21 protein-coding genes and 1 pseudogene are annotated in these 25,960 nt (G+C 57.4%); 14 read left to right on the top strand and 8 right to left on the bottom strand.

Going from position 1 to position 25,960, the window contains the following annotated elements; all coding sequences use genetic code 11:
* Positions 1-2 precede the first annotated feature (2 nt).
* Both ROS217_RS18985 and ROS217_RS18990 read left to right on the top strand, forming a co-directional pair.
* Positions 3-1,499 (top strand): aldehyde dehydrogenase, encoded by a 1,497-nt coding sequence (locus ROS217_RS18985; RefSeq protein ID WP_009819422.1) that lies wholly within the window; start codon positions 3-5, stop codon positions 1,497-1,499.
* A complete protein-coding gene (locus ROS217_RS18990; protein WP_009819423.1) occupies positions 1,496-2,836 on the top strand; it encodes an NAD(P)/FAD-dependent oxidoreductase in 1,341 nt (446 codons plus the stop codon). Before ROS217_RS18985 ends, ROS217_RS18990 begins: the two co-directional genes overlap by 4 nt.
* Positions 2,837-2,845: 9 nt before the next feature.
* Here ROS217_RS18990 and ROS217_RS18995 read toward each other — a convergent pair whose 3' ends face one another.
* Positions 2,846-4,474, bottom strand: coding sequence for an AMP-binding protein (locus ROS217_RS18995; protein ID WP_009819424.1), 1,629 nt, complete (start codon positions 4,472-4,474; stop codon positions 2,846-2,848).
* Between the two features lie 108 nt (positions 4,475-4,582).
* Complete coding sequence (gene gatB / locus ROS217_RS19000; RefSeq protein WP_009819425.1) at positions 4,583-6,097, bottom strand: Asp-tRNA(Asn)/Glu-tRNA(Gln) amidotransferase subunit GatB; 1,515 nt, start codon at positions 6,095-6,097, stop codon at positions 4,583-4,585.
* Between the two features lie 869 nt (positions 6,098-6,966).
* Between gatB and ROS217_RS24755 the strand changes: the two are divergent.
* The 5 genes and pseudogenes from ROS217_RS24755 to gap (ROS217_RS19025) form a co-directional block, all read left to right on the top strand.
* Positions 6,967-7,866: pseudogene (locus ROS217_RS24755) on the top strand (calcium-binding protein); the annotation flags it as partial.
* A gap of 156 nt (positions 7,867-8,022) precedes the next feature.
* Entirely contained in the window at positions 8,023-9,753 is a 1,731-nt protein-coding gene (locus ROS217_RS19010) for a calcium-binding protein (protein WP_009819427.1), read from the top strand.
* 243 nt (positions 9,754-9,996) lie between these two features.
* Entirely contained in the window at positions 9,997-10,998 is a 1,002-nt protein-coding gene (gene gap / locus ROS217_RS19015; protein WP_009819428.1) for a type I glyceraldehyde-3-phosphate dehydrogenase, read from the top strand.
* Positions 10,999-11,125: 127 nt separating this feature from the next.
* Complete coding sequence (locus ROS217_RS24450) at positions 11,126-11,269, top strand: hypothetical protein (protein WP_009819429.1); 144 nt, start codon at positions 11,126-11,128, stop codon at positions 11,267-11,269.
* 92 nt (positions 11,270-11,361) lie between these two features.
* Positions 11,362-12,414, top strand: coding sequence for a type I glyceraldehyde-3-phosphate dehydrogenase (gene gap / locus ROS217_RS19025; RefSeq protein ID WP_009819430.1), 1,053 nt, complete (start codon positions 11,362-11,364; stop codon positions 12,412-12,414).
* Positions 12,415-12,437: 23 nt separating this feature from the next.
* Here gap (ROS217_RS19025) and coaD read toward each other — a convergent pair whose 3' ends face one another.
* The 3 genes from coaD to ROS217_RS19040 form a co-directional block, all read right to left on the bottom strand.
* Positions 12,438-12,929, bottom strand: coding sequence for a pantetheine-phosphate adenylyltransferase (gene coaD, locus ROS217_RS19030; RefSeq protein WP_040651749.1), 492 nt, complete (start codon positions 12,927-12,929; stop codon positions 12,438-12,440).
* A gap of 62 nt (positions 12,930-12,991) precedes the next feature.
* A complete protein-coding gene (locus ROS217_RS19035; RefSeq protein ID WP_009819432.1) occupies positions 12,992-13,426 on the bottom strand; it encodes a CBS domain-containing protein in 435 nt (144 codons plus the stop codon).
* A gap of 60 nt (positions 13,427-13,486) precedes the next feature.
* Positions 13,487-14,383: a LysR family transcriptional regulator gene (locus ROS217_RS19040; protein ID WP_009819433.1), complete on the bottom strand. Its 897-nt coding sequence runs from the start codon at positions 14,381-14,383 to the stop codon at positions 13,487-13,489.
* A gap of 103 nt (positions 14,384-14,486) precedes the next feature.
* On the opposite strand from ROS217_RS19040, the gene ROS217_RS19045 reads away from it, so the two are divergent.
* Positions 14,487-15,986: a CoA-acylating methylmalonate-semialdehyde dehydrogenase gene (locus ROS217_RS19045; RefSeq protein ID WP_009819434.1), complete on the top strand. Its 1,500-nt coding sequence runs from the start codon at positions 14,487-14,489 to the stop codon at positions 15,984-15,986.
* A gap of 58 nt (positions 15,987-16,044) precedes the next feature.
* Here the strand turns inward: ROS217_RS19045 and ROS217_RS19050 are convergent, their stop codons facing one another.
* Complete coding sequence (locus ROS217_RS19050) at positions 16,045-16,905, bottom strand: hypothetical protein (RefSeq protein WP_009819435.1); 861 nt, start codon at positions 16,903-16,905, stop codon at positions 16,045-16,047.
* Positions 16,906-17,150: 245 nt separating this feature from the next.
* On the opposite strand from ROS217_RS19050, the gene ROS217_RS19055 reads away from it, so the two are divergent.
* The 4 genes from ROS217_RS19055 (at position 17,151) to ROS217_RS19070 (ending at position 19,442) form a co-directional block, all read left to right on the top strand.
* A complete protein-coding gene (locus ROS217_RS19055; RefSeq protein ID WP_040650762.1) occupies positions 17,151-17,717 on the top strand; it encodes a L,D-transpeptidase in 567 nt (188 codons plus the stop codon).
* Between the two features lie 330 nt (positions 17,718-18,047).
* On the top strand, positions 18,048-18,485 hold the full coding sequence (locus ROS217_RS19060) for a PACE efflux transporter (protein ID WP_009819437.1): 438 nt from the start codon (positions 18,048-18,050) through the stop codon (positions 18,483-18,485).
* Positions 18,486-18,523: 38 nt separating this feature from the next.
* Positions 18,524-18,697, top strand: a complete 174-nt coding sequence (locus ROS217_RS19065) for a hypothetical protein (RefSeq protein WP_254656458.1) — start codon at positions 18,524-18,526, stop codon at positions 18,695-18,697.
* A gap of 181 nt (positions 18,698-18,878) precedes the next feature.
* Positions 18,879-19,442, top strand: coding sequence for a fasciclin domain-containing protein (locus tag ROS217_RS19070; RefSeq protein ID WP_009819439.1), 564 nt, complete (start codon positions 18,879-18,881; stop codon positions 19,440-19,442).
* Positions 19,443-20,075: 633 nt separating this feature from the next.
* Here the strand turns inward: ROS217_RS19070 and ROS217_RS24155 are convergent.
* Together ROS217_RS24155 and ROS217_RS19080 are read right to left on the bottom strand one after the other, a co-directional pair.
* On the bottom strand, positions 20,076-20,351 hold the full coding sequence (locus ROS217_RS24155; protein WP_009819440.1) for a hypothetical protein: 276 nt from the start codon (positions 20,349-20,351) through the stop codon (positions 20,076-20,078).
* A 161-nt stretch (positions 20,352-20,512) separates the two neighbouring features.
* The gene (locus ROS217_RS19080) at positions 20,513-21,514 is read right to left on the bottom strand and encodes an IS30-like element ISRssp4 family transposase (RefSeq protein ID WP_009817807.1); all 1,002 of its coding nucleotides are present in this window, start codon (positions 21,512-21,514) and stop codon (positions 20,513-20,515) included.
* Positions 21,515-21,951: 437 nt separating this feature from the next.
* On the opposite strand from ROS217_RS19080, the gene ROS217_RS19085 reads away from it, so the two are divergent.
* The gene (locus ROS217_RS19085; RefSeq protein WP_009819441.1) at positions 21,952-23,976 is read left to right on the top strand and encodes an ATP-dependent nuclease; all 2,025 of its coding nucleotides are present in this window, start codon (positions 21,952-21,954) and stop codon (positions 23,974-23,976) included.
* Positions 23,973-25,859 (top strand): UvrD-helicase domain-containing protein, encoded by a 1,887-nt coding sequence (locus ROS217_RS19090; RefSeq protein WP_083781569.1) that lies wholly within the window; start codon positions 23,973-23,975, stop codon positions 25,857-25,859. The genes ROS217_RS19085 and ROS217_RS19090 overlap by 4 nt, the downstream gene beginning before the upstream one ends.
* Positions 25,860-25,960 lie beyond the last annotated feature (101 nt).

The following is a 25,960-nucleotide window of genomic DNA, read 5'->3' on the forward strand; positions in this document are numbered from 1 at the left end:
TCATGGCTTTGCTGACACGCGACGACTATGCGGCCATCGCCGCCACGCTCGACTTTCCCACCGGCGCCTTTATCGACGGCAGGTCTCGCCCGGCCATTTCGGGCAAGACATTTGCCAGTGTAAATCCCGCCACCGGCGCGACCTTGGCAGAGATTGCCGCCTGCGGGGCCGAAGACGTAGAGCTTGCCGTCACCAAGGCGCGCGCCGCCTTTGACGACGGCCGCTGGTCACGCCTGCACCCGTCCGAGCGCAAGGCGGTTCTGATCCGGCTGGCCAAGCTGATCACCCGCAACGCCCGTGAATTGGCGGTGATGGAGAGCCTCGATTCCGGCAAGACCATCTATGACTGCGAAACCGTGGACCTGCCCGAAACCGTCAACTGCCTCAAATGGCACGCCGAGTTGATCGACAAGATTTATGATCAGGTCTCGCCCGCCTCTGACAACCACATCGCCATGGTCCTGCGCGAGCCGATTGGCGTCGTGGGCCTCGTGCTGCCGTGGAATTTCCCCCTGCTGATGCTGGCATGGAAGATCGGCCCGGCCTTGGCCGCTGGCTGTTCCGTGGTTCTCAAACCCGCCGAGGAAACCTCGCTCACCGCGCTGCGTATCGCCGAACTGGCCCATGAGGCCGGTGTGCCGCGCGGTGTGCTCAATGTCCTGCCCGGCACTGGGCCAGAGGTGGGCGAACCCTTGGGCCGTCACATGGATGTGGACATGGTCAGCTTTACCGGCTCGACCGAAACCGGCAAACGCTTCTTGCGCTACTCCGCCGACAGCAACGCCAAAGAGGTGGTGCTGGAAATGGGTGGCAAGAATCCGGCCATCGTCATGGACGATGCCGAGAACCTCGACCGGGTCGCGGCACATATCGTCAACGGCGCGTTCTGGAACATGGGCGAAAACTGCTCGGCCAGCTCGCGGCTGATCGTGCACCGCGCCATCAAGGACGATCTCTTGGCCCGCATCACCGCCCATGCCCGCGCATGGGTGGTGGGCGACCCGCTCGATCCTGAAACGCGCATTGGCGCTCTGGTCAGCAAAGGGCATTATGCCAAGGTTTGCGGCTATCTCGATCAGGCAGACACGATCCTCTTGGGCGGCAAGGCCGAGAATGGGTTTGTCGAGCCGACGATCGTTTCCGTGCCTGGGAACGATCACCCGCTCGCGCGCGAGGAGATCTTTGGCCCGGTCCTGACCGTGATCGAGGTCGGCAGCTTTGACGAGGCGATCTCTGTTGCCAATGACACCGACTACGGTCTCTGCGCCGCGCTCTTTACCGCCAATGCCAAACGGGCAATCCGGGGCGCGCGGATGCTGCGCGCGGGCACTGTGACCGTCAACAGCTTTGGCGAGGGCGATATCACCACACCCTTTGGCGGTTACAAGCAGTCGGGTTTTGGCGGGCGCGACAACAGCATCCACGCCCACGACCAATACACCCAGTTGAAAACCATCTGGCTTGATCTGGCCGATGACGCGGATGAGGCGGTGGATTGACACGCTACACCGCCCGCACCCTGCCCGCCCATCTGGGCCCCGCCGCCTGGAACGCGATCCTGCCGCCGCAGGACGCGTATCCCCGGCTGGAGGGAAACAAGACCGCCAATGTCGTCATCATCGGCGCGGGCTTTGCCGGGTTGTCGGCGGCACGCCGGCTAACACAGATTATGCCCGGCGCGCGGGTCGTGATTCTGGACGCAGGCCGCATTGCCGAAGGCGCGGCGGGGCGCAACTCTGGCTTCATGATCGACCTGCCGCACGAGTTGACCTCGGAAGACTACGCAGGCACGGGCGATGACCGTACGCTCATCGCGCTCAATCGTACGGCGTGCACCTTTGCGAGAACCGCCGTCGAGGACTATGACATCGCCCCCGCCTTCTTTGATCCGGCGGGCAAGGTGAACGGTGCCGCGAGCGAAACCGCCCATGCGCATAACCAGAGCTACGCGCGCCATCTCGCCAGTCTTGGCGAGACCTCCGAAATGCTCGACGCCAAAGCCATGCAAGAGCTGACCGGTAGCGCGCATTACCGCTCGGGCCTCTATACCCCCGGCACGGTGATGCTCCAGCCCGCAGGCTATATCCGAGGGCTCGCATCTGGTCTAAGCCGTTCAGGTGTAACGGTTTTTGAGCAAAGCCCGGTGACTGAATTCACCCGCCAAGGCGACGCTTGGCAGGTCAAAACACCGTATGGCCAGATCTCCACAGGCAAGGTGATCCTGACCGTCAATGGCCATCTAGAGAGCTTTGGCATCGCGCGCGGACGGTTGATGCAGCTCTTTCTCTTCGCCACCATGACCCCTGATCTGGACCGCGACACGCTGGCACGGCTGGGCGGCCACACCCGTTGGGGCGTCACCCCCTCTGACCCCATGGGCACCACCCTGCGCCGCATCGACACCGCCCAGGGCGGCAACCGCATCGTCACCCGCACCTGCGCCGCCCTGCGCCCCGACATGCGCGCCACCAAGGCCGATCTTGCCCGCGCTTCTTGCACCATGCAGCGTAAATTTGATCAACGATTTCCGAAGCTTGCAGGCATGCGAATGGAGCACGCATGGGCCGGACATCTCTGCCTCAGCCTCAATGGAGTTGCCGTTATGCGCGAGATTGAACCGGGGCTTTTCTCCGGTTGCGTGCAAAACGGCCTCGGCACCGCGCGCGGCACCCTGACAGGAATGGGCGCAGCAGAACTCGCGGCAGGCCTCTCAACCGAGATTACCCGCCATTTCACCGCAGAGGCAGAGCCCAAACGCCTGCCCCCCCAACCGCTGCGAGAGATCGGGGCCAATGCCGTCCTGCGCGTGAGGGAATGGCGCGCGCGTGACGAGTGACGCGGCGGATCAGAGCGCGCGGGCGCTCTGCCGCAGTTCGAATTTCTGAATCTTTCCGGTCGCTGTCTTGGGAAGCTCTTGAAATACAACCGCTTTTGGCGTCTTGAAACTCGCCAACCGTTCGCGGGCAAAGGCAATCAATTCGGCCTCACTGACCGTGACCCCATCCTTCAACTCGACAAAGGCACACGGCACCTCGCCCCATTTCTCATCCGGCTTGGCCACCACGGCACAGAGCATGACGGCGGGATGGCGCATCAACACACCTTCGACCTCGACCGAAGAAATATTCTCGCCGCCCGAGATGATGATGTCCTTGGCTCGGTCCGCAATCTTGAGATAGCCGTCAGGATGCTGGAACGCGATATCCCCCGAATGGAAATAGCCGCCGTGAAACGCCTCTTCGGTGGCGGCCGGGTTCTTGAGATAGCCTTTCATCACCGAATTGCCCCGGATCATGATTTCGCCGAGGCTCTCGCCATCCATTGGGATCTGAGTCATCGTTTCCGGGTCCATCGCGGTGATGTCCTCCATCATCGGCATAAGAACCCCTGTGCGCGCCTTGATCGAATATCGCTCGTCATCGGGCAGGTCATCCCAAGCCTCTTGCCAGAGACATTCGGTAACATGGCCATAGGTCTCGGTCAGACCATAAACCTGCGTCACCTTGAATCCCAACGGCTCGATTGCGGCCAGGGTCGCGGCAGGCGGCGGCGCACCGGCGGTGAAGACGTCGACGATATGGTCGAACCTGCGCCGCTCGCTGTCCTTGGCGTTGACGATCATGTTGAGCACGATGGGCGCACCGCCGAAATGCGTGACCCCCTCGTCTGCAATCGCATCGTAAATCGCCTTGGCAGTGATATCACGGCAGCAGACAAGGGTCGCCCCCAGCATGGGCATCAGCCAGACGTGGTTCCAGTTGTTGCAGTGGAAGAGTGGCACGATCGTCAGATAGGTCGGATAGCGCGGCAAATCCCAACTCACCACCGTGCCCATGGTCATCAGATACGCGCCGCGATGGTGATAGACCACGCCCTTGGGCCGCCCCGTGGTGCCCGAGGTGTAATTGAGCGCGAGGCTCTCCCATTCATCCTCGGGCATGATCCAGGGGAAATCGGGATCGCCAGAGGCCAGCAGTTCCTCATATTCCATGTAATGCCCGTGGGCATGCACCCCCGCCGCATCATCGGCCACCTCGACAACGCCGGGAGGCGGTCCCTCCATCAGGTCGATGGCCTGCGCCAGCGTGGGCAGAAATTGCGGATCGCAGAGCACGACGCGCGCGCCGCCATGATCAAGAATATAGGCGATGGTATCGGCCTCGAGCCGGGTGTTGATCGCATTCAGCACCGCGCCACAGGCGGGCACCCCGAAATGCGCCTCGCAATGGGCGGGGATATTAGGCAGAAGGGTGGCCACCACATCGCCGGGCTCGATCCCCAGCTTGACCAGCGCCGAGGCAAGCCGCGACACACGCGCGTGATACTCTGCATAGGTCCGCCGCGTGTCGCGATAAATCAGCGCCTCGCGGGTGGGAAAGAGATGCGCCGCGCGCCTCAGATGCGACAGAGGCGTCAGCGCCACGAAATTCGCGGCGCATTTCTCAAGCCCGGTCTCCTCCTTCATCCAGCCCATCGCACTCTCCCTGATTCTCGCCCCTCGGTTGGGCGAGATTAAGGAAATCCGTAGGGTTTTCAAATCCAGACTGCGTTTGACACCCCGGATCATCCAGGGCCGGGCACGTTACAGCCCCAGCTTCGCCATCACGATGTCATTGACCGCCTTGGGATTCGCCTTGCCGCCGGTGGCTTTCATCACCTGCCCCACGAACCAGCCCGCGAGTTTGGGGTTGGCCTGCGCCTTTTCCACCTGTGCGGGGTTGGCGGCAATGATCTCGGCCACAGCCTGCTCAATCGCGCCGGTATCCGTCACCTGCTTCATGCCGCGCGCCTCGACGATCTCTTCAGGGTCGCCGCCTTCGGTATAGACAATCTCGAAGAGGTCCTTGGCGATCTTGCCGGAAATGGCGTCAGACTTGATCAGCCGGACGATACCGGCCAATTGCGCCGGGCTTACCGGGCTATCCTCGATCGAATGATCCTCTTTCTTGAGCCGACCAAAGAGCTCGTTGATCACCCAATTCGCCGCCAGCTTGCCATCGCCCGCGCCCGCCGCGACCGCCTCGAAATAGGCGGCATTGGCGAGATCGGCCGTCAGCACAGAGGCGTCATATTCCGATAGCCCAAATTCCAACACGAACCGCGCCTTCTTCGCGTCGGGCAGTTCCGGCAGGTTGGCGGCAATCTCATCGACCCAAGCCTGCTCGATTTCCAGTGGCAGAAGGTCAGGATCGGGGAAATAGCGATAATCATGCGCCTCTTCCTTGGAACGCATGGAGCGGGTCTCGTTCTTGTCCGGATCATAGAGCCGGGTTTCCTGCACCACCGTGCCGCCCGCCTCGACAATCGCGATCTGGCGGCGCGCCTCGTAGTCAATCGCCATCTGGATAAAGCGCATGGAGTTCATGTTCTTGATCTCGCAGCGCGTGCCCAAGTGGCTGAAATCCTGCGTCTCCATGTATTTCTCATACTGTCCCGGACGGCAGATCGACACGTTCACATCGGCCCGCAGATTGCCGTTCTGCATATTGCCGTCGCAGGTGCCAAGGTAGCGCAGGATCTGGCGCAGCTTGGTCACATAGGCGGCGGCCTCTTCCGGCCCGCGAATATCGGGGCGGCTGACGATTTCCATCAGGCACACACCGGTGCGGTTCAGGTCCACAAAGGACATCGCCGGGTCCATGTCATGGATCGACTTGCCCGCGTCCTGTTCCATATGGATGCGCTCGACCCGCACCAGCCGCGCCACGCCAGGGCCCATATCGACAAGGATCTCGCCCTCGCCGACCAGCGGATGATAGAGCTGGCTGATCTGATAGCCCTGCGGCAGGTCGGGGTAGAAATAGTTCTTGCGGTCAAAGGCCGACCAGAGGTTGATCTTGGCCTTGAGACCCAGCCCCGTCCGCACCGCCTGCTCGACGCAGAATTCGTTAATCACCGGCAACATCCCCGGCATCGCCGCATCCACAAAAGCGACGTTGGAATTGGGTTCCGCCCCGAATTGCGTGGACGCGCCGGAAAACAGCTTGGAGCGCGACGCGACCTGCGCATGCACCTCCATCCCGATCACCAACTCCCAATCATGCTTGGCCCCCGCGATCACGCGTGGTTTCGGGGCTTTATAGGTGAGATCAAGCATGGCACGGCCTCCGGTTGATATATCAGAGGCGTTCTAGGACAGGGGCGCGGATGGGGCAAGAGGGCTGGGAGCGTCAGAGAGCCGGAGGCATATTTTTCCATCGCAACAGCGCTGTCAAACACAAGGGTTCAATACCATCAGGAACGAGGGTAGTGTAGGCGGATGAGCCCACCCACACGAGTGGTGTGAACAATCGAATCTTAACGCGGGTGAGAAAAATGGCATTTGCTTCGCTTGAATCTCCAGATGGATTTACAGTTTTTGAAGGTCAGACCCTGGACTTTCAAATCGTTTTCAATGATGCCACTTTTGTATCCGCGAGTTATACATACTCGTTTTCAACAGTCGGGGGCACTGCTGATACAAGCGATTTCGTGGGGACCGGCAACAGCGAAGCAATATTCTTCAGCATCAATCCTCCAGAGGACGTGACTATCGAGTCATTTTCAATGTCTGCTGTTCTCGATGATCTCGACGAGGGGCAAGAAAGCCTCTTTCTGAACGTATCGTTCAATGGCATCGCCTTTGAGGATTCGTCCACGTCAAAATCGTTCGAGATTTTCATCCGGGATGTAGCCGAGAACGTTCCACCTCAGGGGACGGTTACCATAGAAGGAGAGGCCTTCGCCGGGAATACCCTGACAGTGGACCCTTCGGGGTTGTCAGACGCGGATGGGATCGGGGAATTCTCTTATCAATGGCTGCGCAACGGGATACCGATCGTCGGAGCGGTTGATGTCAGCTATGTTGTGGTGCCCGAGGATATCGGCACGTCACTGACTGCGCGCGTGTCCTACACCGACCTTCTCGGAACAGACGAGAGCGTCGTTTCAAATGCAGCGCAAGTGGTTCTGGAACCCGGCACTGACGGAAATGATCTTATCTTTGGCACACCGCTGGACGACACCTTAAGCGGCGGTGCAGGCGACGACACCCTGTTCGGTATCGATGGAAATGACGTGTTGGCAGGCGGTATTGACAATGATTCAATCGAAGGCGGCAACGGTAATGACTCGATCTCTGGATCGGATGGCAATGACGTGATCAATGGCGGTCTGGGCGCTGACAATATCGGCGGCGGTCTGGGCACTGACACGATTGATGGCGGTGACGGCGATGACATCATCGGGGGCGGCTTTGGCGCGGATAGCATCAGCGGCGGGGCTGGCAATGACGTGGTTGCAGGCGGCGCGGACAATGACACGCTGGACGGCGGAGATGGTAACGACTCGATGTCCGGAAGTTTCGGAAATGACCTCATCTCGGGTGGTGATGGCGACGATGCTATCGGCGGCGGCACGGGACAGGACACGATAGACGCAGGCGCTGGCAATGACAGCGTTGGCGGTGGCGAAGGCGATGACAGCATCCTTGGCGGCGACGGCAATGATTTCCTTGCGGGCGGCGGGCGTGATGACGTGATCGACGGCGGCGCGGACAATGACACGATCAACGCAGGCGCTGGTAATGATGTGATCACCGGCGGCACCGAGGCCGATCAATTCGTGTTCTCGTCCTTCTTCGACGGCGAGGCCGATGTGATCACCGATTTCGAGGACGGGATCGACAGCTTCCTGATCCGTCGCGTTGACCCGGACACGGGCGAGACCAATATCACCAACGGTGGCAATGGTCTGGCGGGTTTCGTCGCGGCGATGAATATCGTCGATGTAGAGGGCGGCGCACAGATGAGCGTGAACGGCAACACGATCCTTGTCGAGGGCATCACGGCCGCGCAACTCACGCTGGATGATTTCACGTTCCTCTGAACGGCACTCAACGATTGGCAAGACGCATAAGGGCGCCCCATGGGGCGCCCTTATGTCACAAGACCCTGTAACCAAAGGCGAATAATCATTTCCAGACTTGATCATCGCACCGCTTCGAGATAGCGAAGACAGGTGTAGCAACGTGTGGGTGAGTTGATGAATCTCTTTACGATTAACGGCTTTGCGGCGCGTATTGATGACTTTTTCTTGCTGCCGAACGGCACACTCTCCGTCATCGCTGGCAATTTCAGAACAGTGTCGCTGGAAATATCCGTGCCGGGCGATCAATTCTCGTATAGCTTCGCGGAACCCGCAACAGCCGGAGACGTTCCAAATGTCTTCATCAACAATCTGGGGAGCTTTCAGATTGCGCGGCTTGACGGCCTTGACCTGACCTCAAATAATACTGTGATCGATGTCCCAACCTTGGGTTTGGCGACGACCACATCTGGCCCGGTCGTGATGTTGTCGTTCTTCAATTTTGCGACGAATGACAATTACTTCTTCCAGCTTGGCACCTCAAATGTGCCGCACCCCACTGATCTTGCGTCTTTCCGGCAATTTGTGTCCTCCATCGTCGGAGGCAACCCCGTGACCCAGGGAGCCTTTGCTCCAAATCAGCCCATCTCGCTCAACGACTTTGCGAATGCATCGGTGTCAGAGCTTTCTGCTGATGAATTGATCATCGGCACGAATGGCCCCGACTTTCTCACCGGCGACGACGGGCAGGATACCATCGAGGGCCGCGGCGGCAATGACGTGCTGAACGGCGGCGAGGGCGATGACCTGCTGGACGGCGGCGAAGGTTTCGATACGGCCACATATAACGTTGGCTCGCGGAACGAGTTTCAGTTCACTCTGACCGAGACCGGCTTGCGCATCGCCTCGCCCAATGACGGCGTGGATGATCTGGTCAACATCGAGCAGGTCGAATTTCTGGATCAAACCGTTCTGGTCAGCGATCTGATCGAGGAAATCGTCGGGCGTCCGGGCGTGTTTCTGGTGGCCGAAGAGGTTGACGCGGTGTTCACCGGAACAGCTGACAACGACACATTGATCGGCTCCGAAGGGAATGATTTTCTGGGCGGTGGGCTTGGCAACGACAGTTTTGAGGGCGGTGGCGGCAATGATTCAATCGCCGCCTCGGATGGGAATGATCTGGCCTTTGGCGGAACCGGCAATGACAATATCGGCGGCGGAGTTGGGAATGACACGCTCGATGGCAACGAGGGCGATGACACAATTGGCGGCGGATTTGGTGCCGACTCCGTGTCCGGCGGCGCGGGCAATGACGTGGTTGCGGGCGGTGCGGGTGACGACACGCTCGAAGGCGGCGAGGGCAACGACAACATGTCCGGCAGCTTTGGCAATGACAGCATCGACGCGGGCGATGGGGCTGAAGACATCGGCGGCGGCACTGGGCGCGATACGATTGACGCCGGTGCTGGCGATGACCGGGTTGGCGGTGGCGAAGGCAATGACAGCATCCTTGGCGGCGACGGCAACGACTTCCTCGCCGGGGGCGGGCGCGATGACACCCTCAACGGCGGCGCGGGCAATGACACGATCAACGCAGGGGCTGGCAATGATGTGATCACCGGCGGCGCGGATGCCGATCAATTCGTGTTCTCGTCTTTCTTTGACGGCGAAGCCGATGTGATCACCGATTTCGAGGACAGCATCGACCGCGTCGTGATCCGCACCATCGACCCCGATACCGGCGCGGCCAATATCAACAGCGGCGGCAATGGTTTGGCTGGGTTCGTGGCGGCGATGAATATCATCGACACCGCAGCGGGCGCGCAAATGACCGTCAACGGCAACACGATCCTCGTTGAGGGGATCACGGCGGCGCAACTGACAGTGGATGATTTCCAGTTCCTGTAATCGTATGTGACACAAGAGACCTAAAAGGGCGCCTCCGGGCGCCCTTTTGTCATGGGGCAGACAATCGCGATCCTCCCACACTAATCCGCCATTTTGCGTTAGCGCAATCACCGGCGAACCCGCGCCCAATCTCCCTAGGTTAACGCTAACATCCTGTATTCCAACTGGAAAACGACTTTTACCGCTTTCCGGCATCCTCTGCCGCGTCTATATGGACGCCAAGTCAGCTATCAGGAGTCGCCCATGACCATCACCGTAGGCATCAACGGTTTCGGCCGTATCGGTCGCGCCACCCTCGCCCATATTTCCGAGAGTCTGCGCAATGATATTCAGGTGGTTAAGGTGAATGCCACCGGCCCGATCGAGACCGCAGCGCATCTCATGCGCTATGACAGCGTGCATGGCCGCTTTTCGCATCCGATCACGGTCGAGGGGCGCACGATGGATCTGGGACGCGGGCCGATCCAGATGTTCTCGACCTATGATATGACCGAATTGGATTGGGACGGGGTCGATGTGGTGCTCGAATGCACTGGCAATTTCAACGACGGCGCGAAATCGCGCACCCACCTAGAGCGCGGCGCGCGCAAGGTGCTGATCTCGGCCCCGGCCAAGAACGTGGATCGCACCGTGGTCTATGGCGTGAACCATGAGGCGCTCTTGGCCTCTGAGCGGATGATCTCGAACGGGTCCTGCACCACCAATTGTCTGGCTCCGCTGGCCAAGGTGCTGAACGACACCATCGGCATCGAGAGCGGCATCATGACCACGATCCATGCCTATACCGGCGACCAGCCGACGCTGGACCGCCGCCACAATGACCTCTACCGCGCCCGCGCCGCCGCCATGTCGATGATCCCGACCTCGACCGGGGCGGCCAAGGCGCTTGGCGAGGTGCTGCCGGAACTCGCAGGCAAACTCGATGGCTCTGCCATCCGCGTGCCCACGCCCAATGTCTCGGCGGTGGATCTGACTTTTGTGGCCAAACGCGACGTGACCAAGGCCGATGTCAACGCAGTGGTCGCCGAGGCCGCCGCTGGTGCGATGAAGGGCATCCTGGCCTATGATCCCGAACCCAAGGTTAGCATCGACTTCAATCACACCGAGGAAAGCTCGATCTTTGCCCCCGATCAGACCAAGGTGATCGGCAACCGGCTGGTGCGTGTGCTGGCGTGGTATGACAATGAATGGGGCTTTTCCTGCCGCATGGCCGATGTCGCGGTTGCGATGGGACGGTTGCAATAACCCCTCACGCGCCCTGCAAAACCCCTGATGCCCCGAGCGCAGGGGGTTTTTCTTTGGCTGATCCGGCTTGCGTGGCCGGTGCCTCTGCGGCATACCCGAGCGGACGGACTAAGCGAAAGCGCGCGGCATGACCAACACACTCGCGATTGGCCTTGGGGGCATCATCCTTGTGGCGCTCGGGGCCGATGTCATGCTGAACGACGCTCAATCCACCCTGTTTCTCGGGCGCAAGCTGATTGATCTGATCGAATACCTCGCCTTCTGGCGATAACCGCTCTGTGAGTCCCCCGGCATTGACTCGTTTCGAAATTCGTTTATGTTCGCTTTCAATTGTTAGCGCTAACATATCTCTCGGAGGATGCCATGCCCTTGAAACTCGCCATCAACGGATTTGGCCGGATCGGTCGCAACGTGCTGCGCGCTTTGCTCGACTCGGACCGTCACGACATCGAAATCGTGGCGATCAACGACCTCGCCCCGGTCGAGACCAACGCCCACCTGCTGGAATTCGATAGCGTGCATGGCCGCTTCCGGGGCCAGATCACCACAACCGCCGACAGCATCGACGCCGGTCGCGGGCCGATGCGCGTGACCGCCCTGCGCGACCCCGAAGCGCTGCCGTGGGCGGATGTCGATATCGTGCTCGAATGCACCGGCATCTTCACCGACCGCGACGCCGCTGCCCGCCACCTCAGGAACGGCGCGCGGCGCGTGCTGGTCTCTGCCCCCTCGACGGGTGCCGACCGCACGGTGGTCTACGGCGTCAATCACACGGACCTGACCGCCGCCGATGTGATCGTCTCGAACGCCTCCTGCACCACCAATTGCCTCGCGCCCTTGGCCAAGGTTCTGCATGAGAGCATCGGCATCACGCGCGGCTTTATGACGACCATCCATAGCTACACCGGCGATCAGCCAACGCTCGACACCATGCACAAGGATCTCTACCGCGCCCGCGCGGCGGGGCTCAACATCATCCCCACCACCACCGGCGCCGCCCGCGCCGTGGGTCTGGTGCTGCCCGATCTGGCCGGGCGACTCGACGGCACCGCCATCCGCGTGCCTACCCCCAATGTCAGCGTCGTCGACCTCACCTTTGAGGCCGCGCGCGACACCAGTGTGGACGAGATCAACGCCGCCGTGACCCTAGCGGCCGCTGGGGCGCTCTCGGGCGTGCTCGATGTCACCACCCGTCCGCTGGTGTCCTCAGACTTCAACCACGATCCGCACAGCTCGATCTTTGCCACCGATCAGACGCGGGTCATGGAGGGGCGGCTCTGCCGCGTGCTCAGCTGGTATGACAACGAATGGGGCTTTTCCAACCGCATGCTCGATGTGGCCGCCGAAATGGGCCGTCACGTGGAGACAGGGCGCGGCCCTGCATCGCGCCACACGCGGGTGATGGAACATACCTGACAGACCTCAGGCGAAATCTGGCGTCAGGAAAACTTGGCCAGCAGGGCCGCGCGCACCGGGGGGGTGACGAACTTGGTCACATCCCCGCCCAGCCGGGCGATTTCCTTGACCAGTTTGCTGGCAATCGCCTGATGATTGGCATCGGCCATGAGAAACACGGTCTCGACCGAATTATCCAGCGCCCGGTTCATGCCGACCATCTGGAATTCATACTCGAAATCCGCGACCGCCCGCAGGCCGCGCACGATCACCTGCGCGCCCACGTCATGCGCGCAATTGATCAACAGGTTCTCGAAGGGATGCGCCACGATCTCGGTGCCGGTCTGCGCGCTCAGCTTGGCGCATTCGGTCTCGATCATTTCAACCCGCTCTTCCAAAGAGAAAAGCGGCCCTTTGTCACGATTGATCGCCACGCCCAAAACCAGCCGATCCACCAGAACGGCGGCCCGGCGAATGATGTCGATATGGCCCAAGGTAATAGGGTCGAACGTGCCGGGATAGAGACCTATGCGCATGCGGCCCTCCATTGCTGCAATCGCGGCTCACGCAACAATAATATGCAAGGGAATGCAAGCGCTTAGTAGCCCATGATCATGCCTTCAAGGGCAGTCTTCTCCATAGACAGTTCTTCGAGCCGTGCCTTGACCACGTCGCCGATCGTTACGATCCCCACCAGCTTGCCCGCCTCGACCACCGGCATATGCCGAAACCGGCCGTCCGTCATCCGCGCCAAGACAGCATCCGACGTATCCTGACGGGAGCAGCAAACGGGGTTGCGGGTCATCATTTCCGAGACCGTTTCGGTCATGCAGACAACGCCCCGCACCGCAAGGCTGCGCACGATATCACGCTCCGAGATGATGCCATCAACGGTCTCACCGTCACGCGATACCACCAGACCGCCAATCCGACGCTCGGCGAGGATCTGGGCCGCCTCGGATACCTTGGTGGTGGGGGTGATGGTAATCACCGCGCTGTCGCCCTTGGATTTCAGGATTTGCTGCACGAGCATGACATGACCCTCCGCAATAAAATGCTGTCTAAACCAGCGTGCTTGATAATAAAATTTCTGTCAAGTGCGCGCCTCCAGGCTCTGCACCTCCTGCCGCAACCCCTCGACCAGGGCCGTGGCAAATCGGTTCTGACGCTCAAGTCGCCGATCATCAGCATGCCGCACCAGATAGAAACTGCGGGTGAGGGAAAACACCTCTGGCAAAACCTTTTGCAGCCCCCGCGCCCAAGGCAGGGAAAAATCGTGCAGCACCCCTATTCCGCCCCCCTGCCGCACCCAATTGAGTTGTACCGAGACGGAATTCGACGCGAGGCTGACACGCTCCACCCCCGCTTCGCTGAGGTAATCGAGTTCCTTGTCAAAGATCATGTCGGGGATATAGCCAACCATCCTGTGCGCCCCCAGGTCGGTGATCTGCGCGATCGGCGGATGCCTGCGTAGATAGCGGACCGATGCCGCGAGATGCAGTTGGTAGTCGGTGACCTTCTGCACGGTCAGGCGCCCCGCCGTGGGCGGGCTGACCGCGATCACCATATCCGCTTCGCGCCGGGTCAGGTTGAAAACCCGCGGCAATGCCACGATCTGGATCTCCAGATCGGGATTCTGCGCCCCAATTGCGGCGCAGACCTGCGGCAACAGGAAATTGGCACAGCCATCCGGCGCGCCGATCCGGATTTGCCCGCTCATGCCCCCCGCCTGCCCGGCCATTTCCTCGGCGGCATCCTGCATCGCAGTTTCGGCGCGCATCGCATGCCCCATGAGGCGCTGCCCTGCCTCGCTCAGCGCATAGCCCGTGGGCGATTTGGCAAAGAGCGGCGCGCCCACCTCTTCCTCCAACCGCGCGATACGGCGGCCCACCGTTGCCGGGTCGATCCGCAGAATACGACCCGCCCCCGACAGGCTCTCGGAGCGTGCAACAGCGAGAAAGATGCGGATGTCGTCCCAATGCGGCTGCATCACCGGCCCCCTTTGCAGAAATGCAAATCACTTTTGGAATATTGCCTCTTTTCGCAGGAGTTTTGCAAGACTACCCTGCCGCCAACGGATAGGAGGATTCCAAATGCAAGAGCTTACCCACTATATCAACGGTCAACATGTCAAAGGCACCTCCGGGCGCTTTTCAGATGTGTTCAACCCCGCCACCGGCGAGGTGCAGGCGAAATGCCCGCTCGCCAGTGTAGAAGAAATGGATCAAGCCGTGCGCGCCGCGATGGCCGCACAGCCTGCTTGGGCGGCCACCAACCCGCAACGCCGTGCACGCGTGATGATGGAGTTTGTCCGCCTGCTCAACCGCGACATGGACAAGCTGGCCGAGGCGCTGAGCCGCGAGCATGGCAAGACCTTTCCAGATGCCAAGGGCGATATCCAGCGTGGTCTGGAAGTGGTCGAATATTGCGTCGGCGCGCCGCAACTGCTCAAGGGTGAATTCACCGACAGCGCCGGTCCCGGCATCGACATCTATTCCATGCGCCAACCGCTCGGCGTGACCGCAGGGATCACCCCGTTCAACTTTCCGGCGATGATCCCGATGTGGATGTTCGCGCCCGCTCTGGCCTGCGGCAACGCCTTCATCCTCAAGCCATCCGAGCGTGACCCCTCGGTGCCGCTCATGCTGGCCGAACTGATGGAAGAGGCTGGGCTGCCCAAGGGTATCTTGCAGGTCGTCAACGGCGACAAAGTGGCCGTGGACGCGATCCTCGACCATGAGGTGATCCAATCCATCGGCTTTGTCGGCTCGACCCCGATTGCACAGTATATCTATGGCCGTGGCTGCTCCAACGGCAAGCGGGTGCAGTGCTTTGGCGGTGCCAAGAACCATATGATCATCATGCCCGATGCCGATATGGATCAAGCCGCAGACGCCTTGATCGGTGCGGGCTACGGCGCGGCAGGCGAACGCTGCATGGCAATCTCCGTCGCCGTACCTGTGGGCGACGAAACCGCAGACCGCCTGATCGAGAAACTCGTGCCGCGCATCGAAAAGCTCAAGGTCGGGCCGTACACCGCTGGCAATGATGTGGATTACGGACCCGTTGTCACCGGTGAGGCGAAGAAGCGCATTCTCGGACTGATCGACTCTGGTATCGCGCAGGGGGCGACACTCGTCGTCGATGGCCGCGATTTCAAACTGCAGGGTTATGAGGATGGCTTCTTTGTCGGTCCCCACCTCTTTGACCATGTGACGCCGGATATGGACATCTACACGCAGGAAATCTTTGGTCCCGTGCTCTCGACTGTCCGCGCGGGCTCTTACGAAGAAGCCCTCAAACTGGCGATGGACCATGAATATGGCAACGGCACCGCGATCTTTACCCGCGACGGTGACGCCGCCCGCGACTTCGCAGCGCGTGTGAACGTGGGCATGGTCGGCATCAACGTCCCCATTCCGGTGCCGCTCGCCTATCACACCTTCGGTGGTTGGAAAAAATCCGGGTTTGGCGATCTCAACCAGCACGGCCCGGATTCGTTCAAGTTCTACACAAGAACCAAAACCGTCACGTCCCGCTGGCCATCCGGCATCAAGGAAGGTGGCGAATTCAACTTCAAGGCAATGGACTGATCCTGCGTCCAATCGCCCAAGATCAAAGGCCCCGGCAGAGATGCCGGGGCCTTTTGCGTCACCCCACAGGCCCAATCCGCATTGCCTGTTCAATCATCGCCACCGCAGATCCATGTACATCGCCATCCGTCCAATAGGCATTATGCGACAGCGGATTCCACGCGGTCAGAATATTGCCCGCGCTGATCCAACGATCGCGCAACTGACCATCTGCCGCCAGAACATCATAGCCTGCCCCCGAACCAGCCAGAGGCATGCCCAGAATGTCATTGCGGCTGTTGAGGTTGATCCACCACGGCTTGAACCACTTTCCCGCCGGAATGGCAGTACCGGGCCGGTCGATGGCCTTGACCTCTCCGGGTCTACAACTGAACGTAAAGACCGGAATATTGCACCCAAACGTGAGAAATCCGGCCATCGTCTCAAAGCGCTGAAACTTGGTTGGCGCGGCGCTATGGCCCTTTTGCAAATCCCAGATGTGGTTTGAAATGATCTGGCCGCCCAATGAATGCGCCAGCACGATGAGCGGCGTTCGCGCGCCAGTCACCCCCTCCAAATGGGCCATGGCACGGGTGACGCGGGCATGCACCTCTGGGTAGACATAGGCATGATCGCCAGTTTCCCAACGATAAGAGGCTGCATCGGCCAACCTGTGCATCACGAAATCCCGCGACCCCATCCAATTGGCCTCGCCCTTGAGCGCACGGTCCATGTAACCCTGCTGTCTCTCTTGCAGGATGTCCGACCAGAAGATCTCGCGCCACCCGACAAGACTGTCAAATCGTGCCTCCCCCATCCGGCGGCGTAACGCCTGATAAAGATCGCGGGAAAAGCTGACCGCGTTGTCGGCTTGTGGTTTGTCGCCCTGACTGCCCATACCGTGAATGACCGCCACGGCGACCCGGTGTTCTTCTGGCATAGTTATGCCCTCCGTTGAAATAGGCTGCTGAAATGACTTGCTCTTGGGTGAAAGAAAAGCACGGCAGTGCCAGTCGCGCAACCATGAGGTGCAAACGTGCCGCATAACGTGAGAGCACAAGCACCTGAGAACACCTGATGACAATTCCGTGAGGTGATGCGGGTTTCTGCCCGTCAACCCCTTCGCTTTACCCGCTGCTGTCCCTATGTTCCTGCCAATAGTCACAATAAAGAGGATCGAGCCCAGTGACCCCCAGTCGACTTACCCGCCGCCACGCGATTGCCGCTGGCCTTGCAGCACTTGCAACCCCCGGCATCCTGCGCGCTGACCCCCTGAGCGAAGTGACGAACCGTCGCAACGCGTCCGCCTTTGTCACCCGAGATTGGCGCGATCACTTCGATACTCTGGGTAAAGGCGCCATTCTGGCCGATATCGACAGCCGTGCGCTGCATTACTGGGGCCCCGATGGCGAGACCTATGCGCTCTACCCGTCGTCGGTTCCGCTGACCGAAGAACTCACGCGGCGGGGCTATACCGAGGTGGTGCGCAAACGGGTCGGCCCCGACTGGACCCCAACCCAGTCCATGCGCGAGCGTGATCCCTCCCTGCCCGCCTACATGCCCCCGGGTCCGGGTAATCCGCTTGGCACCCATGCTCTCTATCTCAGTTGGCCCGCCTATCTGGTCCATGGCACCCACGACACCCGCAAGATCGGTCGGCAATCGTCTTCCGGCTGTATCGGTCTCTATAACCCCCATATCGAAGAGCTGTTCGCCAAGGTGGCAGTGGGCACACAGGTGCTGTTGCTCTGAAACCGTCTCGATGGGAAAATCAAAGCGCCCCGAAACCGAGGTGCGGGGCGCTTTGATTTATGGGTTCGAACTTTCGTTCTGCGCATGGTTGACAGAGGTTTGATGCGGCCGGACACATGGCCTCGTTCCTGAGCCAGTGATTGCCCGTTCCGTATCCGGCTTGGACCATTGGACGCTCAGGTCATGCACAGGGGGCTCTCGTCCCCAATCGCCAAAAAGGACTTTGGCCTCCTTGAAACACCCTTGCAGAGGTGCGATATTATCCAGCGAGGACGACCTCCACATCTGGACAACAGCCCGGGACGACCCGGCACCTAGTTTGAGGTCGCCATGCGCTCCCCGCTTGATCGTCTCCGCCACGCCTTGAGTTTTGAAATCATCGCTTTGCTTCTCGTCGTCCCACTTGGCGCGGTCGCGTTTCATGTCCCGATACACGACATCGGTGTGGTCGGCATTGTGAGCGCCACCCTCGCAACGCTGTGGAACATGATCTACAACTATGTGTTCGATGTGGCCCTGCAACGCTTGTCCGGCACAACCAAGAAATCGGCCTCGCTGCGCATTCTGCACACCGTTCTCTTTGAAACCGGCCTCTTGATCGTCTTGATGCCGTTCTTCGCATGGTATCTTGGTATCTCGCTCTGGCAGGCCTTCGTGATGGATCTGTCCTTTGCGCTGTTCTACATGATCTACGCATTCGGGTTTAACTGGGCCTACGACAGGGTCTTCCCCCTGCCCGTATGGAGCGGCGCGCCAGCCTCCGGTTGAGGGCCGTCAACGAGATCTGCGCCCTCTGGCGGCGCGGCGTGAACCTCTATGACAAGCCAATGCCGATGCACTGTCACACCTCGCACCCCGGCCTCACCGCCGCCCTGCGCCGCGATCCCCTCTGGGCGCAGGTCTCGGCCCTCCTCCTTGCCGAGGCCAAGGAGCGCAGCATGCGTAACGAAGGGCGGAGAGCCGAGGTTTGCCGCGTTTGATATGAGCATCTGCTCTTGAACTTCGCCGACAGCTAAACAGGAACACCTTGTGCCGGTGACGATGCGCTCAACGATTGGAAAATCGTCAGTATTTGCGAGTAATTGAAACTGTTTCGCGGTTGGTTTCGTGGCTCTTTGTATCGCCGCACAAAAGCGTGGCACATTTACAAGGAGAACAGCTATGACACCCATTAAATCTACACTCTTCGCGCTCACCTTTGCGATCGTATCAACCCCCGCCTTTGCAGATGATCATACGGGAAATCCAAAGGTTGGTGGCGCGGAGATGCTTGTTGAACGCAACATCATCGAAAACGCGGTGAACTCTCCTATCCACACGACACTTGTTGCGGCAGTTCAGGCAGCAGATCTGGTTGACACGTTGCAAGGCGAAGGACCTTTCACTGTGTTCGCCCCTGTCAACGATGCGTTCGCCGCCTTGCCCGCTGGTACTGTCGAAACGCTGCTGTTGCCTGAGAACAAGGCGATGCTACAAAAAGTCCTGACCGCACATGTCGTCGCAGGTGATTGGTCGGCTGCCGAAATTATCGCCGCCGCCCGGTCAAGCGCTGACGGTTTTTACCACTTTAACGCGGTGTCTGGTGACGCATTGTCTGCACAGGTGCGCGGCGACAACGTCTACATCTACGACGAAAGCGGGAACGCTTCACGGGTGACCGTCGCTGATGTCAATCAGTCGAATGGCGTGATCCATGTTGTCAACGCCGTTTTGGTTCCAAAGTAAGCCAGCGCTTTGAAATACGTGACCCTCTCTGCAAAATGCGGCGGGGGTCACTCCTGCCTGACAGCGCTCCCAAAAAACCCGTTGCTGTAAACTTCACTGTAATTCACTGCAAACTTCGCTGTCACGCTACACACGCTGTAGGGTTACACCTTAGTTTACAGTGATGCCGGACGACTTAGGACGAGGCCGGAAGAAGGCGGATCACCCAATGAAATAACGGGGTTCGAGCGCCAAGAGGCCCCCCGGGACGCGCGAGCGCACAGTTTACAGTAAATCGGCAAAACAGCGCCATTAGGGCGAAAACTAGAGCGTTGACCGGAGCATGAGCGCAGAAGTGGCGAACCGCACCAAACCCCATTAAAACAGGGTTTAAGCGTCTATTGGATAGGTGCTAAACACGCCATTGAAGGGCCTTTTCCGCATCCGGAACCGGGACCCAAACCGCCCAGTTCTACTTTGCCCTCCCAGATCCCTGCTACGACTTTTGAAATCAAAGGCTTGGAGATTCCAGGCGTAAAGGCGTCAGAAAAAGAAGTGGGACCCTTTTTGAGATCGAGCGACAGCCGTAACTGCCGGTGCGAAGCGGGTCCGACCCGCCTTCGAATGACCGGATCGAGCCCAAATTGTCGGTCGTTAGGTCTCTATGAATTGCACCTGTAGGAGCATTGGAAATGCTTGTACGATCTGTTGCGCTTCATTCCAATGATCACTGATAAGTTCGGGCGGAACCTTAAGGAAACTGTCGGTGTCGTCCAAGAATACGAATTCAAAGCCAACGTCAGTATTCGATTTATCGAGCTTCTCTATCGCTTTTACTTTCCTTCCGGCTTCAAGGTGGAAGACCAGCTCATCAATGAGGAAATTGTAGCCGTACTCATCTAGTTCTGAAATCCAACCTTCACGAGGCATTTTCTTAGCATCCCTTTTGGACCCCTAGTACACGCACTGTAGAAGTTTTCTGAGACGTATCAAAGGCAGCTCCGTCCGCACATCCGCCGATCTGCCAGTCAGGCTGTCAGGCTTGTGAACTCACGCTGAAGCGCAATTTCTGTGGGGTCATTTTATCTGGATCATGGCCCTCCTTCCATCAGTTTTGCCCGGAATACCTCAGCCGGTGTTTGATACCCCAGACACTTGCGTGGGGTCGCGTTGAGGCGGTCACAGATTGACCTCAAATATCGATCTGTGAACGCCGTGGGATCAGCCTTGCGGGACAGGTAGCGGCGCAGGCGATTGTTGGTGTTCTCGACCGTTCCTTTTTGCCACGGCGACTGAGGATCGCAGAACCATGGTTCGACGCCCAGACCATCCTTTAGATGCTGCCATGCGCTGAACTCAGTGCCGCGATCAAAGGTGATGCTGCGACGCGCTTCAGCTGGCAGGGGAGACAGGTTGGCGATCAGGCTCTCCATCACCGGTTTTGACTGGCGATCCGGGTTCTTCAAAACGAGAGCAAACCGGCTGACACGCTCGACCAGAGACGTCACATTGGCTTTGCCAAACTCCTTGCGGAACATCACCAGGTCGCACTCCCAGTGACCGAACTGGTCACGTTCGGCTATCGCTTCAGGGCGGTGCGCGATGGCCAATTCATCAAGGATATGACGCCCATGATGCCTCCGAGTTCCACGTGGCCTGCGGCGATGGCGATGCATGGGTAAGTGGCGGTAGAACTTCTCAGCACGGCCGGCTTTTGAATAGGCATATCGATAGATCGTCTCGTGGCTCACACGCATCGGATGGCGTTCCAGGCGCATACGTCCTGCAATTTGTTCAGGGGACCATCCGGCGTCAAAACCACACCGCACGGCAGCCATGATCTCGGGATATAAGATCAGCTTGCGATGCACCGCACGGCGATCTTCGCTCCGATCCTGCGCGGCCAACGCATGATAGCCGTTCAACTCAGGTTGATCGTCGAAACGGCACGAGTTGCGCTTGATCTCGCGGTAGATTGTCGATGCATCTCTGCACAACCGATCAGCGATCTCTTTGATTGATATCTTCGCTTCAAGCCATTTGGCCAGATTACGCCGTTCGTCGAGGTTCAGGTGAGGGTAGCAGCGTCCCATAAATTAACTCCATGCAATTCAATACCTTGTTAAAGAAATTGCACTTCATTTGTGAATTCACCGCTGTCATACAGCCAGTCTCGTAAGGGATCATATGTTACCTAAAAATCGTTTACTGCCGGGAAACCTTACGCCAGTTCGCTACCTACCCTAACAGGCGCGCGGCGCGGGATATGTGACCCATCCTGACAAGCCACCCCGCCCCGCCGGAAACTGCCGCCAACTAAACCGATTTGTGTCGGAACCAGCCGGGCGCAGCTAGGCTCGCAATCTTAGAAAAAGCTAAGGCGGCCCGTTGCGAATATTGCACTCCACTAAAAATGCTGCAGCGGAACAGAGATTTCTATCAGTGCAGACGTGCAAAATATCAGTTTAGTCTACCAAACAAAAGCCAGCTGGTGTACTCCCGTTTGAGTTGCGTTTCTTGGATTCAATCAATGTACATAAGAGAATTACGTCTCAAGAATTTCCGTTGCTTTGGCGACCATGAAGAGGTCATTAGTCTTGATCCAGAGATGACGGCTTTCATTGGTGATAACGGCAGTGGAAAAACGACCGTTTTAAAGGCCCTTCAAAGGCTGTTCGGCAGCACTTCCAATGAACGAAGTCTGAGACGTGATGATGTTCACTTCGGCGCTGGCGAAGTTCCTGGCCCCGCTAACCAAGGCGACGATACTGAGGCTATGCCAGTTGTCTCCAGCCGGGAAATTCATATTGAGGCTATACTGGACTTCCCTGAACTGACCGACGCCACGGAAGTGCGCTCCGACACTGGGCTAGATGTCTCGGTCGAGACTTTTCATGCAATGTCATGCGCCGGCCCAGGAACGCCCCTTCAAGCTAGAATTAGGCTTGAAGCCAACTGGGAATATGGAATCGACGAAGACGACATTGTTCAAAGGATATATTGGGTTACTACCACTGAAGAAGTTCCTTTTGGCGAAGACGACATAGCCAAGATCCCTATGTCTACAGCGCAACGCAGACGGATCCAATTGAAGTACCTACCTGCGACGCGCAATAACTCCGCCGTAGTGAAGAGCGCGATGAAAGAGCTTCTTGTTTGGCTCGAGAGATTTGGAGATCTAACCTCTGGGAAACAGCAACTTGAAATCCAGAGGACCGAGCTTCAGAAGGTTTTTGACGATCTTCCTGCCGTGAATGGCGTTGTAAACGAGTTGACGAAGAACTGGGGAAAGCTGTTCAAAGGCGAACTGTATTCAGAAGCCAAGCTCAACATACTAGCTACGGAAATTCACAAGGCTCTTCGCGATCTTACTTTGAAGTTGAGCCCATCTGAATCGGGGGCAGAATACGCGATCGAGGACCTAAGTGAAGGCCAAGCATCACTTTTATACATCTCTATCGTTGCAAGTATAATTCAGCTCAATGAACGCCATATAGGCAAGTCTGTTACCGGATATCGTGATGTCCCAGAGTTAAAACCTTGGTTAACCATTATTGCGCTCGAAGAACCCGAAAATCATCTTTCGCCCTTTTATCTGTCTCGCATGATAGCCCTGATGTCCTCGCTGTGTACTGGTGATAGCGCTATGGGGATACTGACGACACATTCCGCCGGTGCAATTCGGAGAGTTAAGCCCGAACAAATCCGTTATATGCGGCACGATGAGCAAAATCGAGTATCATATTCAAAAAGCATAAACCTCCCACCAAAGACTGATGAGAAATACAAATACATCTATGAGGCCGTTCGTTCAAATCCCGAGCTGTATTTCGCAAAGCTGGTTGTTCTCGGCGAAGGTCGTTCCGAAGAGATAGTAGTTCCAAGGCTGGCAAAAGCATTTCATCCTGATTTGGATTTGGACCCTGCGTTTGTTGCATTCGTTCCTTTGGGTGGTCGCCATGTCAACCATTTTTGGAAACTCCTAAATGATCTAAACATCCCTCATGTAACACTGCTGGATTACGACTTGGGGCGCTATAATGCAGGATGTCTGCGGCTCAAGTATGCGGTTGATCAGTTGTCGTCATTTGGAATTATGCCTGACTTGGAAAAGCCCAAAGATGCCAACGCATGGAGAGGCTTGGATAAAGACGAGTTGGTAAAATGGTACGTTTGGGTGAAATCCAATGGAGTGTATTTTTCACTCGCACTCGATCTCGACATGATGATGTTGAAGGCGTTTCCTAAACAGTATCAATCAATTTCAAGCATCAAAGATACCTCCACACTCAATGCAGATGACTTCGTGGCGAGCGTATTTGGAAAGGCTGGGAATGGCCTCGCTGATTATAAGAAGAATGCACCAAGCACCGCTGAGCTAGCCATTTACGATGACTTGTTCAAAAAAGGGAGTAAGCCAATTGCTCATATCGAAGCGATGGCATCGTTGACTGACGACGAGCTAAAGGCACAATGTCCCAAGTCACTTAAGAAACTTTTCAAAGACTGTGCTAAGCGCCTCGGGATTGAACTTGGCCCTAGGACGTCCGAATGAGATTCACTTCGGCAGATGAGTGGAGTCCGAGCGATGGCGTACAGCTTGATAAAGATAGCTTCGATGTCGTTCGTAGTCCGGTTTCCCAAGCTGTCCAAGCGGGGCCAGGAGCTGGGAAAACAGAACTCTTAGCGCAGCGGGCCGCATTTCTTTTACAGACGAATAGCTGTCCCGCACCTAAAAAAATTCTGGCTATAAGCTTTAAGCGTGATGCTGCCAAGAATTTGCGGGAGCGAGTATCAAGGAGGGTAGGGCCAGAGTTTTCTGAACGCTTCGATTCTTATACCTTTGACGCATTTGCAAAAGGAATATTAGACCGCTTTCGTGAAGGATTACCTGCATGGATACGGCCCAGACGCGACTACGAAATACCTCCTTTGGACTGGCGTGTCTGGAAAGCGTTTGGGGATCGCCCCAATTTGGATGCACCGTTCGAGCAAGAATCTTTTCATCAAGACACAGTGAAGAATGGTCACGCTTACTTGGGTATAGCTCCGTCACCTTTCCCAATAACGCGCCCGAACCCAGCCTCAGCCGTTGAAGCTATGACACTTGGCTGGTGGGAAAATCAGCTATCAAGAAGCCCTCAGACACTGACCTTTGATATGGTTAAGACCCTTGCGCAAACAATTATTCACCACAATTCTCCCATCAAGAGAGCATTCCTCAACACTTATTCGCACGTTTTTCTAGATGAGTTCCAAGACACAACCTTGCCACAGTATGCTTTGCTCAAAGAAATCTTCGGCGGATCGAATGCAGTTTTGACCGCAGTTGGGGACAACAAGCAGCTAATTATGACGTTTGCAGGAGCAACCAACGAAAGATTCCGCCAATTCTCGATTGATTTTGGCGCTCAAGATGTTGCACTGGCATCCAACTTTAGATCCAATCAAAGGATCGTTGACATTGTAAACTCAATGGCAAAGGCGATTGAGCCTAATTCAATAACTGTAAAATGTTCAAAAGCGGCAGATCCAATACCTATAGCTTCAGACGGCGTGATCCATTTTTCAAGCGATGATGAAGAGCGCAAAGGTCTTGCGGAATTTATCTCCCGTGAGATCCAGAATGGTTCCCTGAACGCCAATGACTTTATTGTTTTGGTAAGGCAGAAGGCGGACGAGCACGAAGATAATGGTTTGAGGGCGGCACTCGAAGAGAAAGGTCTAACACTTAGAAACGAAGCAAGAACAGTCGGTGAAAGTGGCATTTCGATACAAGATCTATCTTCAGAACCTTTGGCCGAAGCCGTCATTTTATTTATTCAAGTAGCAACCGGCGATCGTCGACGCCGGGCCTATCCCGATTTGATTCAATTGATGTCTACTTCGCATGGTTCAATGAGTGAACATAGTGCGGAGCAGTTTGGCCTTGAACAAACTTTGCGAAAGGCAACAAAGGCGTTTGATGAATTTGTCAAATCATCTAACAAATCGTTCTCCTGGGAGGCCTTAGTCAATTTGATCACTTCGCAACTCGGAGAGGACAAACTGCGAAGGCTCGCGCAAGAATATAAGAACCCTGCGCGATTGGACAAAGTTAAAGCTGGCATCGCTGCATTTCTAGATGAATGCTCGCAGGGAGCTAAAAACTGGCAGGAGCTTGTCGACCGGTATCAAGGCGTAGACCAAGTTCGACTAATGACAGTGCATAAGAGCAAGGGATTGGAAGCGCATACAATCATATTTTTCTCTTTAAAGGATAGCTCATTTTACTACAAAGCGGATATGAATGAGGAGGCGCTGACCTTTTTTGTTGCAGTCTCTCGGGCAGAGCAACGAGTTTTTTTTACAAGGGGTCGTGGTAGTATCGAAAAATTGACTCCCCTCTATGAACTACTAGCGCAAGCCGAGGTCCCAAACATCGAAGCATTTCCCTGAGGCGAGAGGTTCCTTACCGATCCAAGCGTATTTTGAAAAGTAGCAAACGTCCTCATTCCGCCTTTATCACAATCGAAGATAAGGTGACACTAACTGTCGCC

The organism is Roseovarius sp. 217 (assembly GCF_000152845.1).
In the GTDB taxonomy this organism is placed as follows: domain Bacteria; phylum Pseudomonadota; class Alphaproteobacteria; order Rhodobacterales; family Rhodobacteraceae; genus Roseovarius.